Source organism: Cellulomonas fulva, from assembly GCF_018531375.1.
Lineage (GTDB): Bacteria > Actinomycetota > Actinomycetes > Actinomycetales > Cellulomonadaceae > Cellulomonas > Cellulomonas fulva.
The window spans coordinates 605,727-618,985 of record NZ_JAHBOH010000001.1; the positions used below are offsets into that span (position 1 = coordinate 605,727).

Genomic DNA, 13,259 nt, shown 5'->3' on the forward strand with positions numbered 1-13,259 from the left:
CTCAGGCATGGCGCTCGTCGCCGGGATCGACTCGTCGACCCAGTCCTGCAAGGTCGTCGTCCGGGACGCCGCGACCGGAGCGCTCGTGCGCTCCGGTCGCGCGTCCCACCCCGACGGCACCGAGGTCGCCCCCGCCGCGTGGTGGGACGCCCTGCAGACCGCGATCGCGGACGCGGGCGGCCTCGACGACGTCGACGCCGTCAGCGTCGGCGGCCAGCAGCACGGCATGGTCACGCTCGACGAGCAGGGCGAGGTGGTCCGTGACGCGCTGCTGTGGAACGACACCCGCTCGGCCCAGGCCGCGCTCGACCTGATCGACGAGCTCGGGGGCCCGCAGGCGTGGGCGGACGCGACGGGCTCCGTGCTGGTCGCCTCGCTCACCGTGACCAAGCTGCGCTGGCTGCGCGACGCGGAGCCGGAGAACGCGGCGCGCGTCGCGGCGGTCGCACTGCCGCACGACTGGTTGACCTGGCGGCTGGCCGGGCACGGCCCGGGCTCCGGCGCCGCCGGGCTCGCCGAGCTCGTCACCGACCGCTCGGACGCGTCCGGCACCGGCTACTGGTCGCCGCAGACCGACGGCTACCGGCACGACCTGCTCGAGCTCGGGCTCGGCCACGACGCGGTGCTCCCGCGCGTGCTGGGCCCGAGGGAGGCGGGTCCGCGGTCGGCCACCGGCGCTCGTCGTCCCGTGCTCGGCCCCGGGGCCGGGGACAACGCGGCGGCCGCGCTCGCCCTGGGCCTGCGCCCGGGCGACGTCGCCGTCTCGATCGGCACGTCCGGGGTCGTCTCGGCGGTCACCGGCTCGCCGACGGCCGACGGCTCCGGCCTGGTCACGGGCTTCGCGGACGCGAGCGGGCACTACCTGCCGCTCGCGTGCACGCTCAACGCGTCGCGCGTCCTGGACGCGACCGCCCGGATGCTCGGCGTCGACCACGCCGGCCTGTCCGCGCTCGCGCTGCAGGCACCGGCGGGCGCCGACGGCCTGGTGCTCGTCCCCTACCTGGAGGGCGAGCGGACGCCGAACAAGCCCGACGCGACCGGTGCGCTGCACGGCCTGCGCCTGGCCAACACCACGCCCGCGCACCTGGCCCGGGCGGCGGTCGAGGGCATGCTGTGCGCGCTCGCGGACGGCATCGACGCGCTGCGGGCGCAGGGCGTCGCGGTCGAGCGGCTCTTCCTCATCGGCGGCGGCGCGCGGTCCGAGGCGGTCCGGCGCATCGCGCCGAGCGTCTTCGGCCTCGACGTCGTCGTCCCGACGCCCGGCGAGTACGTGGCGGACGGTGCCGCCCGCCAGGCGGCATGGGTACTCTCGGGCGACGACGAGCCGCCCGCGTGGAGCGCGGCGGGATCGGCCGAGGTGGTCTCGGGCGAGCCTGCCCCGCGCGTCCGCGAGCAGTACGCGGCGGTGCGGGAGCTGACCGCCACCCGCCCGGACGTCACCTGACGCGTCCCTCCCGAGGGACGACGCGAGAAGGGCCCGGCACCGCTGCGGTGTGCCGGGCCCTTCTTCGCGTGCGGGGTCAGTGCGCGGCGTCGTACGCCTGACGCACCTCGGCGCTGATGCGGCCGCGCTCGGAGACGTCGAGTCCCTGGCCCTTGGCCCAGTCGCGGATCGCGGACGCGTCGCTGGCGCCGCGGCTGGAGCGGCGCGCCGCGGGACGGGTGCCCGACGAGGAGCGTCCGCCGACCTTGCGGGCGTGGCCCACCCAGGTGGCGAACGCGTCGCGCAGCTCGGCGGCGCGCGCGGTGGTGAGGTCGATCTCGTAGGTGACGCCGTCGAGGGCGAACGTCACCGTCTCGTCAGCCGTGCTGCCGTCGACGTCGTCGACCAGCAGGACCTGAACCTTCTGGGCCATGGCATTCTCCGTGTGCTCGTGGGCGCACGATTCAAGGGGCTTTCTTGTGCGCCGCAGACAGCATCACATCACGGAACAATTCCGTCAAACGTTGCCGGGCTCATTCTTCGACGATTCCTCCACGGGCTTCGCCGCGATCTGCGCCTCGTGGTCCATCCGCGCGAGGGCCTGGCGTTCCGTGCGGTCCGCATTCACGATCGCACGCATCGCGAACCAGAAGATCAACCCCACGCCGATCGACGGCAGCACCGCCGCGAGGACCCCGCCCAGGCCGTTCATGACTGCGGCTTCACGAGCGGGAAGAGGATCGTGTCCCGAATTCCCTGACCCGTCATCGCGATGAGGAGCCGGTCGATCCCCATCCCCATGCCACCGGACGGCGGCATCGCGAACTCCATCGCGGTCAGGAAGTCCTCGTCGATCCGCATGGCCTCGTCGTCGCCGCGCGCCGCCAGCAGCGCCTGCGCCTCGAACCGCTGCCGCTGCACCACGGGGTCGACGAGCTCGGAGTACGCGGTCGCGAGCTCGAGGCCGCGCACGTACAGGTCCCACTTCTCGACGAGGCCCGGCTTGCTGCGGTGGTCGCGCGTGAGCGGCGAGGTCTCCACCGGGAAGTCCCGCACGAACGTCGGGGCGTGCAGGTGCGCGCCGACGTGGTGCTCCCACAGCTCCTCGACGAGCTTGCCGTGGTTGCGCTGCGCCGGCGCCAGCTCGATCTCGGCCTTCTCGAGCAGCCGCAGCAGCTCCGCGTCCTCGGTGTCGTGCGTGATCTCGACGCCCACCGCCTCCGACAGGGACTCGTACATCGTCAGGTGCGTCCAGTCGCCCCCGAGCTCGTACTCGGACCCGTCCGCGAGCGTGACGACCGTGGTGCCGAGCGCCTCGAGCGCGGCGGTCTGCACCAGGTCCTGCGTGAGCGCGGCCATGGTGTCGTAGTCGCCGTAGGCCTCGTACGCCTCGAGCATCGCGAACTCCGGAGAATGCGTGGCGTCCACGCCCTCGTTGCGGAAGTTGCGGTTGATCTCGAACACCTTCTCGACGCCGCCGACCGCCGCCCGCTTGAGGAACAGCTCCGGAGCGATCCGCAGGAACAGCTCGATGTCGAAGGCATTCATGTGCGTCTCGAACTGCCGCGCCGCCGCGCCTTCCGGACGCGACTGGAGCATCGGCGTCTCGACCTCGAGGAATCCGCGCCGCGCGAAGTTGTCCCGCAGCGAGCGCACCACGGCCGCGCGCGTGCGCACCATGTCCCGCGCCTTCGGGTTCACGATGAGGTCGACATAGCGCTGGCGCACGCGCGCCTCGTCGGACAGCTCCGCGCCCTCGTACAGGTTCGGCAGCGGACGGATCGACTTCGCGGCCATCCGCCACTCGTCGGCGAACACCGACAGCTCGCCGCGCTTGGACTGGATGACGCGCCCGTGGATGAAGAGGTGGTCGCCCAGGTCGACGTCGGACTTGAACGCCGCGAGCCGCTCCTCGCCGACCTCGGCCAGGCTCAGCATGGCCTGCAGCCGGGTGCCCGCACCGTCCTGGAGCGTCGCGAAGCAGAGCTTGCCCGTGTTGCGGAGGAAGACCACGCGGCCGGCGACGCCGACCTCGTCGTCCGTCTCCTGGCCCGCCTCCAGGTCCGGGTACGCCGCACGCACCTCGGCGATGGTGTGCGTGCGCGGGAGAGAGACCGGGTACGGCTGGGTGCCCTCCGCGAGCAGCCGCTCGCGCTTCTCGCGCCGGATCCGGATCTGCTCCGGGGTGTCGTCGACGGGTGCGCCGGCCGCGGGCGCGTCCGTCGCGGGCGAGAGGGGGGTGTCGGTCACGCGACCATCGTAATCGGCGGCCCGGGGCGCGATATTCACCCCAACGCGGTCGCCGCGAGGACCGTTGTCAGGTCGACAACCGTCACCACCGGAAAGCAGGAGCGCAGTGGCACGTCCGTGGGAACAGCTGCTCGACCAGGTCGCGCGTGAGCGCTACCCGCGCCTGGTCGCGCACGCCGCACTGGTCGCGGGCTCGGCGAGCGACGCACCGGACCTGGTCCAGGAGGCGTTGATCGCGACGTTCCGCGGCCGCGCCCGGTTCACGACCGTCGAGCAGGCGGAGGCGTACGTCCGACGAGCGATCGCGTCGCGCGCGGTCGACGAGCACCGTCGGCGCCGGCGTGAGCGGCTGGTCGCGCTGCGTGCCGCGGCCGAGCCCACGCCCTCCCCCGAGGTCGAGGTGCCGGGACCCGGCCGCGACGTGCTGCGCGCGCTCGCCCTGCTCAGCCCGCGCGAGCGCGCGTGCGTCGTGCTGCGGCAGATGGAGGACCTGTCGGTCGTGGAGACGGCCTCGGTGCTCAACCTCAGCGAGGGCTCCGTCAAGCGCTACACGTCCGACGGCCTCGCGCGGCTCGCCGAGGTCCTGCAGGCCCGCCCGAGCACGGACGAGGGCATCCCGGTCCGGCCGACCACCACCACGACCGGCGGTTCCGCCGGACCCACGACGAAGGGCGCACGATGAACGACCTCGACCAGCTCCTGCACGGCGCCCGCGACGCGATCGCCGAGGCCACCGGTCCGCTCGACGAGCGCGCGCTGAGCCGCGTGCGGGGCACCGTGCGGCGCGCCCGGATCCGTCGGCACACGGTCGAGGGAGTCGGTGCGGCCGCGTGCGTGGGTGCCCTCGGCGTCGGCGCGTGGTTCGCTGCCGGCACGAGCGACCCGGTCCCGGTCCCCCCCGCGCGCACCGGCACGCCGACGAGCGGGCCGACGCCGACGCCGACGAGCACGCCGACCCCGACACCCGCGGCCACGCCCTCCGGCCCCGTCGAGCGGGCCGCCCGGATCGACGACGCGACGGTCCGCGAGCGGCTCCTCGCGCCGCGCACCGGCGAGACCTGGACCGACCCGGTCGAGGACGACGAGGCGGCCGCGCGGCTGCTCGACGCGTCGTCGCGCGACGCGTGGACGGTCTACCGCGTCGGCACCCGGGGCGCGGCGACGCTGTTCGCGGCGTTCGACGACGCGACCGTCGCGCGGGACACCCCGCTCGACCAGCCGGCCGTCCTGTTCGAGGTCGACGACGCGGGCGCCCGCCTGGTCACGTGCCCGAGCGCCCGCACCGGCGACCTGTGCGTCGACGACGGCAACGGCGTCCCGCTCGGCCTCGCTGCCGACGTGACCCTCGACGAGGACACCTTCTACGACACGCTCACGCTCCCGGCGCGGATCGCCGCGGGCGGCACGTGGACGTTCCGCACCGACGCGTCGCGCGCGGACACGTTCACGGGTGCGTACGGCGTCCCGTGGGGTCCCGACGAGGCGCAGTCGCACCGCGTGCTCGTCGACCTCGGTCCGCTCGCGCTGGTCCTGCGCGACGAGGCCACCGAGGGCGTGCCCGGCCTGACGTCGTCCACGTACGCGGTGCGACTGCCGTTCGGCGCGTACGTCCCGCTCACGCAGGAGGACCTCCCCAACGCCGCGTTCGACACCATCACGTGGGACGACGGCACGCCCAGGACCGACGAGGTCGGCCCGGGCACCGTGGCGCCGGGGGCGTTCGTCTGCCTCGACGCGCAGGTCAGCACCGAGGCGCAGCACGACCCGGCGCAGTGGCGCGAGGCCGGCACGACCGCGGAGGGCGAGCGCGTGGTGGTCCCGGTCGCGGGCGGCAACGCCGTGTCGCGCGCCGTGCGGGCGTTCCAGGAGGACCAGTCGTTCGGCTTCGACGAGAGCGTCGACCCGGGCTACCGGTACCCCGACGACGGGTCGTTCCTCGACGCGCACGCGCTGTGGGCGGTCCAGGCGCCGGACGGGGCGTGGCACCTGCACCTGCGGCAGGACGCCGCCTCGGTGGTCTACGAGTGCGTGTGACCCACCGGGCGGCGACGCCCGGGCGGCCTCAGGCGCGCAGGTCGAGGGCCAGGTCCAGGATCGGGGACGAGTGCGTGAGCCCGCCGACCGAGAGGTAGTCGACGCCGGTGCCGGCGACCTCGGTCGCCCGGTCCAGCGTGAGGTTGCCGGTGGCCTCGAGCTCCGTGGCCGGAGCGACCGCCCGGACGGCGGTCACGACGTCCGCCAGCACCGGCGTGGGCATGTTGTCGAGCAGCAGGAAGCCGGCCCCCGCGCCCACGGCCTCGAGCGCCTGCTCGCGGGTGTCCGCCTCGACCTGGATCGCGACGTCGGGGAAGCGCGCGCGCACCGCGTCGATCGCCGCCGTGATCGACCCGGCCGCCGCCACGTGGTTGTCCTTGACCATCGCCACGTCGTACAGCCCCATGCGCTTGTTGGTGCCGCCGCCGCAGCGGACCGCGTACTTCTCCAGCGCGCGCAGGCCCGGGGTCGTCTTGCGCGTGTCCAGCACGCGCGCGCCGGAGCCCTCGAGCGCGTCGGCCCAGCGGCGCGTGTGCGTCGCGACGCCGGACGCGCGGGACGCGAGGTTGAGCAGCGTCCGCTCCGCCACGAGCAGCAGCTGCACGGGCCCGGTGAGCTCGGCCAGCACGTCGCCCCGGCGTACCCGGGAGCCGTCCGGCACGTGCACGACGAGCGTCGCGGGCGCCAGCCCGAGCCGCGCGGCGACCTGACGCAGCACGTGCGGCACGACGACGAGCCCGGCGACGACCCCGTCGGCGCGCGCGACCAGGTCGGCCGTGCCGGTCGCGGTCGGCGCGATCGTGGCCTGCGACGTCACGTCCCGGCCCGGCGCCGGGCCGAGGTCCTCGTCGAGCGCCACCGCCACCAGCCGCTCGAGCGCGGCGTCGTCGGGACCCGGGTCACCGGGCAGCACGCCGGGGCGCGCGGTCGTCTCGGTCATCGTCGTCCTGGGGTCGGTCGGGTGCGGTCAGCGGGTGCGGTCAGCGGGGGTGCGGTCAGCGGGTGTGGTCAGCGGGTGCGGTCAGCCCAGGGGGACGCGGGCGAGCGCCAGGCGGCCGTCGGGGTCGAGCCGTGCCTCCAGGCGTAGCCGCCAGTGCTCGTCGTCGCGGTCGGGGAAGTCGCTGCGCGCGTGCCCGCCGCGGCTCTCCTCGCGCGCGAGGGCCGTCGCGGTCAGCACGCTCGCGACCTGGTGCACGTTGGTGGTCTCCCACTCGGCCACCTGGGGCGCCGCGGGGAGCCGGCCGTCGTCCTGACGCTCGTGCGCGTCGGTCGGCACGTCCGCCAGGCGGCCGGCCGCGCGGCGCAGCCCGTCCGACGAGCGCAGCACGCCGGGGCCGTCGGTCGCGGCCCGCTGCACCCGCGACCGGGACGCCGCGGCGACCAGCGCCTCGTCCCCCGCCCGCTGGACGGGGTCGGCGTGGCGCAGCGTGCCGTAGGCGACCTGGTCGGTGATGTGCCGCGCGGCGCGGTGCGCGAACACCAGTCCCTCGAGCAGCGAGTTGGAGGCCAGCCGGTTCGCCCCGTGCACCCCCGTGCACGCGACCTCGCCGACCACGTACAGACCGCGTACCGACGTGCGCCCGACGAGGTCGCTGACGACGCCGCCGGAGTGGTAGTGCTGCGCGGGCGCCACGGGGACCAGGTCCGTCGTGAGGTCGATCCCGTGCTCGAGCAGCCGCTCGTGGATCGTCGGGAAGCGCCGCCGCAGGAAGTCGCCGCCCAGGTGACGGGCGTCGAGCCAGACGTGGTCGGAGCCGGTGGCGGCCAGCTGCCGCACGATCGCGTGCGCCACCACGTCGCGCGGCGCGAGCTCCGCCATCGGGTGCACGTCGAGCATGAACCGCACGCCGTCGGTGTCGAGCAGGTACGCGCCCTCGCCGCGCACGGCCTCGGAGATGAGCGCGAGCTGGCCCTTGACCCCCGCGCCCAGCCACAGCACGGTCGGGTGGAACTGCACGAACTCGACGTCGCCCAGCACGGCGCCCGCGCGCAGCGCCGCGGCGATGCCGTCCCCGGTCGCCTGCGGCGGGTTCGTCGACGAGCGGAAGGCCTGGCCGATGCCGCCGGTCGCGAGCACGACCGCCTTCCCGAGCGCCGCGCCCACGCCGTCGCGCTGGCCCTCGCCGATCACGTGGAGCGTCACGCCGCAGACGGCGCCCGGGCGCCCGTCCGGGCCCGCCGGACCGGTGAGCACGTCGAGGACCAGCGCGTGCTCGATCACCTCGATGCCCGGGTCGTGGCGCACGGCCTCGATCTGCGCGACGAGGGCGCGGGAGATCTCCGCACCGGTCGCGTCGCCCCCGGCGTGCACGATGCGGTCCGCGTGGTGCCCGCCCTCACGCGTGAGCGAGATCCGCCCGTCGGGGGAGGTGTCGAACACCGCGCCCAGCCCGACGAGCTCGCGCACGCGTTGGGGGCCCTCGGTGACCAGCACCTCGACCGCGCGGGGGTCGCACAGGCCGCCACCAGCGACGAGCGTGTCCGCGAGGTGCGCGGCGGGCGAGTCCTCGGGCGCCAGCGCGGCCGCGATGCCGCCCTGCGCCCAGACGGTGGAGCCCGACGCGAGCCGGTCCTTGGTCACCAGCAGCACGCGCGGCACGCGGGCCCGCAGCTCGAGCGCCGCGGTCAGGCCGGCGATGCCCGAGCCGACGACGATCGCGTCGACCTCCACGGTCCAGCCCGGCGCGGGCGCGGCGAGCCGCGTGGCCATGCGCGGCGCGAGCGCCGCGTCGATCCCGGGTGCGACCGCCGGGGCCGGGCGCGGGCCGGCACCCGGGAGCGCGGTCTCGTCGGACGGGAGGGTGGGGGACGAGGTGGTCACCGCGCGGCGCCGCGCGTGACGGTGCCGCCCAGCGGTCCACCGGTCGGGCCACCGAGCGCGTCCGGCGTCGCCGGTCCGTGCGTGTGCGGCTCGCGCACGCCGCAGCCGGCGTGGGTGTGCGCCGCGGTGCGGTCGACGTCGTGCGGGTGCTCGACGAGGTCGCGGCCCTGCGCGAACGGCACGCCGCTGGGCTGCAGGCCGGCGGCCGCGGTCCACTCGTCCGGCACCTGGCCCGGGTCGTCGGACAGGTCGACGATCTTGTTCTCCGAGTCGACCAGCACCACGTGCGGCTCGTACGTGCGCGCCTCGGCGTCGGACATCAGCCCGTACGCGATGAGGATCACCACGTCGCCGGGGTGCACCAGGTGGGCCGCGGCGCCGTTGATGCAGATCTGGCCCGAGCCCGCCTCGCCCGCGATCGCGTACGTCGTCAGCCGCGAGCCGTTGGTGACGTCGACGATGTCGACCTGCTGGCCCGGCAGCAGGTCCGCCGCCGCGAGCAGGTCCGCGTCCACGGTCACCGAGCCGACGTAGTGCAGGTCCGCCTGCGTCACCGTCGCGCGGTGGATCTTGCCGGTCATCATCGTGCGCATCAGCGTGGTCATGCCGGGCCTCCCAGGGTGACCGTCGTGTTGTCGATGAGCCGCGTGCCGCCCACGCGGGCGGCGAGCAGGAGCAGCGCCTCGCCGGTGTGGTCGGCGGCCACGGGCCGGAAGTCGTCGGGTCGGACGAGCGCCACATAGTCGACCTCGTCGGGTGCCGTCCGCTGCGGGTCCGCTCCCGCGGTCCCGTCCGGCGACCCGCCGGCGAGGCCGCCGACGAGCGCGGCGAGCGTCGCCGTGCGCACCACGTCGGCCGACGAGCCCGCGGTGGCCGCCGCGACGCCCGTCGCCAGGGCGGTCGACAGCGCGAGAGCGCGCACCCGCTCATCGGGCGTCAGGTAGGCGTTGCGGCTGGACATCGCCAGGCCGTCCGGCTCGCGGACCAGCGGGGCGCCCACGACCTCGACCGGGACGTCGAGGTCCCGCACCATGCGGCGGACCGCGGCGAGCTGCTGCGCGTCCTTGCGCCCGAAGATCGCGACGTCCGGGCGGGTCAGGTGCAGGAGCTTGAGCACCACCGTCAGCACGCCGTCCAGGTGGCCGGGCCGCGAGGCGCCCTCGAGCACCGAGCCGATCGCGCCGGCCGAGACGCGCACGAGCGGGTCGCCGTCGGGGTACATCACGTCGGGCGTCGGGGCGAACACCACGTCGCCGTCGTCGAGCAGCCCGGGGCCGGTGAGGAGCGCCAGGTCGCCCGCCAGGTCGCGCGGGTAGCGGGACAGGTCCTCCCCCGCGCCGAACTGCAAGGGGTTGACGAAGATGGTCACGACGACCTGGTCCGCGAGCTCCTTGGCCTGCCGCACCAGCGACAGGTGGCCCGCGTGCAGGGCGCCCATGGTCATGACGACGGCGCGGCGGCGGTGCGTGCCCGCCTCACCCGGCGCCTCGCCCGGCGCGTCGCCGGGGCCCGTCCCGAGCGCGGCCGCGAGCTCGTCGCGGGTGCGCGCGAGCGTGCCGACTGCGGTGATCATGCGTCCTCCCGGCCCGGTGGCCCGTCCTCGTCGTGCCCGTCCTCCTGCTGCAACCATCCCGCACCGTCGTCTGTGCCCGCGACCCCGGAGACCGGTTGTGACGTACCTGACGCGAGCGCGTCCAGCACCGCCGCGGCCGCGGGCTCGGGCAGCAGCCCCGCCGCGAGCGCGCGCGCACCGGCGGCGCGGGCGAGCGTCCGGTACGCCGCGGGCACGTCCGTCGCGCCCGTCGTGGCGGCGAGCGCGTCCAGCACCGCCAGGTGCTCGACGACGGTGCCGACGTCGCCGCGCCGCACCGGACCGGTGAGCGCGGCCACCGCGCCCGGCCCGCGCACGTCCTCGACCGCCGGCAGCCCACCGCCCGCCAGCGCCGCGGCGTCCGTCCCCGTGGACTCGGCGCGCAGGGCGCCGTCGAGCGCGGCCTCGAGCAGCGGCCGGAGCATGCGGCCCGGGTCGGCCACGCCCGCCGAGGCCAGCGCCTGGGCGGCCTGCGCGACGAGCACGACGAGGTGGTTCGCGCCGTGCGCCAGCGCCGCGTGGTAGAGCCCGCGCGCGGCCTCGTCGAGCACCGTGGGCTCGCCGCCGACCTCGACCGCGAGCGCCTGCCCGATCGGCAGGACCGCGGCGGGACCGGTCACCGCGAACGGGCAGCCGACGAGCCGCGCCAGGTCCAGCGACGTGCCGGTGAAGGTCATCGCGGGGTGGATCGCGAGCGGGATCACCCCGGCGGCACGCGCGGGCGCCAGGACCTCGACCCCGTAGCGACCGGAGGTGTGCACGACGATCTGTCCCGCCTGCCACGCGCCGAGGTCCGCCAGGCCGCGCACCAGGTCGGCGAGCGCGTCGTCGGGCACCGCGAGGAGCACCAGCTCGGCGCGCCGCACGACCTCCGGCACCGCGAGGACGGGCACGCCGGGCAGCAGGCTCTCCGCGCGGTCGCGGGACTCCTGCGACACTGCGCTGACGGCCACGACCGGGTGCCCCGCGGCGCGCAGCGCGCTGCCGAGCACGGCGCCGACGCGCCCCGCGCCCACCACGCCCACGCCGAGCCGGCCCGGCCGGTGCGCCGGGGCGGTCACGGCGTCGACCGCATCCACAGCTCGGGGCCGGCGGCGGCGCGCGCCGTGCGGGCGCGCTCGGACTGCTCGTCGAGCAGCGCGGCGGCCACCAGGCCGTCCAGGTGGTCGACGCGCGGGCGCACGGGGCCGGGCGTGGAGTGCACGACGAAGCTCGCGACCCCGAGCCGGCGCTGCAGCGGGCCCTGCTCCAACCCGAGCGACTGCGTGCGCTCGTGCGGCACCACCACGACGTGCCGGACCAGGCGCCCCGAGCGCGCGACCAGCGCGGTGCGCGTGACGCGCACGCCCTGCCGGCGCCACGCGACGGGGTCGAGCCAGCGGGCCTGCCGCGGCGCCGGCGTGAAGCCGCCCTCGTCGTCCCGGCCGGACATGGCCGCGTCGACGACGGCCCGCGGGTCCTCGACCCCGAGGTCCGGCAGGACCAGCCACAGGGCCGCCGCCGCCTCGTCGCGCGTCGCGACCGGGTGCAGGACCGTCGCGCGCGCGGCGTCGTCGCCGGTGCCGTACCCGGCGACGTTGATCTCGATGCGCCACCAGTCCGGCCCGCGCCACCACAGGCCCTGGCTCAGCCGCACGGCCTGCACGCGTCCCGGGGGGACGGTCTGGGCGCGCTGCTCGGTGAGGCCGTGCCGCAGCCGGATGCCGTCGGGCGAGAGCGCGGCCCGGAAGCCGGCACCCCCGTTGATGCGGCCCCACAGCGTCCCGACGAACCCCAGCGCCGCGGGGAACAGCACGAACAGCGGACCGACGTCGCGCGCGAGGATCGCGCCGACCACGAAGGCGGCGACGAGCAGCACCAGCCCCGCGACGGTCGCGCTGCGGAGCGTCGAGACGAGCAGGCGCGGCATCGGGACCGCGTACACCTCGCGCTCGGGCGCCTCCTCGAAGCCCGCGCGCGGACCGGCCGCGGTGGCGCCGGGGACGGCGCTCAGCGGGTCCGTGCCCGGCCCCTGCGGGTCCAGCCCGGCGGCGCCGGGCGCGGCGCCGTCGTCGACCGACCCGGGCGCGCCGGCGGCCGGCGCGGGGGCGCCGGCCGGACGGCGCAGGCCGGCCGCGAGCGCCAGGAGGTCGCTGCGGAGCGCCTGCGCGTCGGGCTCCCGCAGGTAGGCCAGCGACACCGCCGAGCCGGAGCCGCCCGCGACCTCGAGCCGCAGGTCGGCCAGCCCGAAGAGGCGCGCGAGCAGCGGCTGCACCACGTCGACGGCCTGGAGCCGGTCGAGCCGCGCCTGCCGCTGCTGCCGGAACAGCACGCCGGTGCGCAGGTGCACCGCCTCGTCGGTCACGGCGTACCGGGTCATGCGCCAGGCGATCGCGGAGTACCCGAACCCGACGAGCGCCACGAGCGCCACGGCGCCCAGCACCAGCAGCCAGCCCTTGCCGCCCAGCAGCTCCGAGGCGGTCCGCACGTCGTCGGCCACCTGGTACCCGACGACCGCGATGACACCCACGAGCACCTTCCAGCCCTTGAGGGCCGGCGTCACGGGGTGCATGCGCCGCCAGGCATCGGCCGGGACGGCGTCGTCGGACTCGGCGGGCGCGCTCACAGGCCCGCCAGCCGGGCCTCACCGCGCGACGCGAGCCGGTCGCGCAGGCGCGCCGCCTCGTCGGGACGCAGGCCCTCGATGGTCGCGGTGGTCTGCGGCGACGCGGTGTGCAGCTGGACCGACGCGATCCCGAACCAGCGGGCGACCGGGCCGGCCGACACGTCCACGTACTGCATGCGGCCGTAGGGGACGACGACGAGCGAGCGGAACATGATGCCGCGCCGCACCAGGAGGTCGTCGGCGCGCTCGGCGTACGCGAGCGCGCGGACCTGGCGGGGCACCAGCAGGCCGATCCACAGCGCGAGCGCCGCGACGATCCCGAACGGCAGCCACAGCCACGGCTGGGGCACCGCGAGCGCGATCACCGCGAGCACCAGCAGGACGGGGCCGAGCACCACCGCGAGCGTCGTCAGGCGGGCGGTGGCGAGGCGGTGCGAGACCGGGGTCCAGACGACTCCGGCCGGCTCGAACGGGACGCTCACGGGCGTCGGTTCCGTGGTCACGCCGTCATCCTCCCATCCAGGCGGGGTCGGCC

General features: G+C 76.1%; 12 protein-coding genes and 1 pseudogene. 3 read left to right on the forward strand and 10 right to left on the reverse strand.

Annotated elements, in window-relative coordinates:
• The first annotated feature begins 7 nt into the window (after window positions 1-7).
• On the forward strand, window positions 8-1,444 hold the full coding sequence (gene xylB / locus KIN34_RS02675; RefSeq protein ID WP_214346286.1) for a xylulokinase: 1,437 nt from the start codon (window positions 8-10) through the stop codon (window positions 1,442-1,444).
• Between the two features lie 76 nt (window positions 1,445-1,520).
• Here the strand turns inward: xylB and KIN34_RS02680 are convergent, their stop codons facing one another.
• The 3 genes from KIN34_RS02680 to lysS all read right to left on the reverse strand — a co-directional run bounded on the left by KIN34_RS02680 (window position 1,521) and on the right by lysS (window position 3,673).
• The gene (locus tag KIN34_RS02680) at window positions 1,521-1,856 is read right to left on the reverse strand and encodes a histone-like nucleoid-structuring protein Lsr2 (protein ID WP_214346289.1); all 336 of its coding nucleotides are present in this window, start codon (window positions 1,854-1,856) and stop codon (window positions 1,521-1,523) included.
• An 84-nt stretch (window positions 1,857-1,940) separates the two neighbouring features.
• The gene (locus KIN34_RS02685; RefSeq protein ID WP_214346292.1) at window positions 1,941-2,135 is read right to left on the reverse strand and encodes a hypothetical protein; all 195 of its coding nucleotides are present in this window, start codon (window positions 2,133-2,135) and stop codon (window positions 1,941-1,943) included.
• Window positions 2,132-3,673, reverse strand: coding sequence for a lysine--tRNA ligase (gene lysS, locus KIN34_RS02690; RefSeq protein WP_214346295.1), 1,542 nt, complete (start codon window positions 3,671-3,673; stop codon window positions 2,132-2,134). The genes KIN34_RS02685 and lysS overlap by 4 nt, the downstream gene beginning before the upstream one ends.
• Before the next feature lie 106 nt (window positions 3,674-3,779).
• Here lysS and KIN34_RS02695 point away from each other — a divergent pair, with 106 nt between their 5' ends.
• Both KIN34_RS02695 and KIN34_RS17035 read left to right on the forward strand, forming a co-directional pair.
• The gene (locus KIN34_RS02695) at window positions 3,780-4,355 is read left to right on the forward strand and encodes an RNA polymerase sigma factor (RefSeq protein ID WP_214346298.1); all 576 of its coding nucleotides are present in this window, start codon (window positions 3,780-3,782) and stop codon (window positions 4,353-4,355) included.
• Complete coding sequence (locus KIN34_RS17035; protein WP_214346302.1) at window positions 4,352-5,707, forward strand: hypothetical protein; 1,356 nt, start codon at window positions 4,352-4,354, stop codon at window positions 5,705-5,707. The genes KIN34_RS02695 and KIN34_RS17035 overlap by 4 nt, the downstream gene beginning before the upstream one ends.
• 28 nt (window positions 5,708-5,735) lie before the next feature.
• On the opposite strand, the gene nadC is transcribed toward KIN34_RS17035, so the two are convergent.
• The 7 genes and pseudogenes from nadC to KIN34_RS02735 form a co-directional block, all read right to left on the reverse strand.
• Window positions 5,736-6,647 (reverse strand): carboxylating nicotinate-nucleotide diphosphorylase, encoded by a 912-nt coding sequence (gene nadC / locus KIN34_RS02705; protein WP_214346304.1) that lies wholly within the window; start codon window positions 6,645-6,647, stop codon window positions 5,736-5,738.
• An 81-nt stretch (window positions 6,648-6,728) separates the two neighbouring features.
• The gene (locus tag KIN34_RS02710; RefSeq protein ID WP_214351686.1) at window positions 6,729-8,417 is read right to left on the reverse strand and encodes an L-aspartate oxidase; all 1,689 of its coding nucleotides are present in this window, start codon (window positions 8,415-8,417) and stop codon (window positions 6,729-6,731) included.
• Window positions 8,418-8,689: 272 nt separating this feature from the next.
• Window positions 8,690-9,133: pseudogene (gene panD / locus KIN34_RS16625) on the reverse strand (aspartate 1-decarboxylase); the annotation flags it as partial.
• Window positions 9,130-10,101 (reverse strand): pantoate--beta-alanine ligase, encoded by a 972-nt coding sequence (gene panC, locus KIN34_RS02720; RefSeq protein ID WP_214346306.1) that lies wholly within the window; start codon window positions 10,099-10,101, stop codon window positions 9,130-9,132. The pseudogene panD and the gene panC, both read right to left, overlap by 4 nt.
• Complete coding sequence (locus tag KIN34_RS02725; RefSeq protein WP_214346308.1) at window positions 10,098-11,180, reverse strand: Rossmann-like and DUF2520 domain-containing protein; 1,083 nt, start codon at window positions 11,178-11,180, stop codon at window positions 10,098-10,100. The genes panC and KIN34_RS02725 overlap by 4 nt, the downstream gene beginning before the upstream one ends.
• Entirely contained in the window at window positions 11,177-12,724 is a 1,548-nt protein-coding gene (locus tag KIN34_RS02730) for a PH domain-containing protein (protein WP_307858053.1), read from the reverse strand. The genes KIN34_RS02725 and KIN34_RS02730 overlap by 4 nt, the downstream gene beginning before the upstream one ends.
• The gene (locus tag KIN34_RS02735) at window positions 12,721-13,227 is read right to left on the reverse strand and encodes a PH domain-containing protein (RefSeq protein ID WP_214346310.1); all 507 of its coding nucleotides are present in this window, start codon (window positions 13,225-13,227) and stop codon (window positions 12,721-12,723) included. The genes KIN34_RS02730 and KIN34_RS02735 overlap by 4 nt, the downstream gene beginning before the upstream one ends.
• Between the last annotated feature and the right edge of the window lie 32 nt (window positions 13,228-13,259).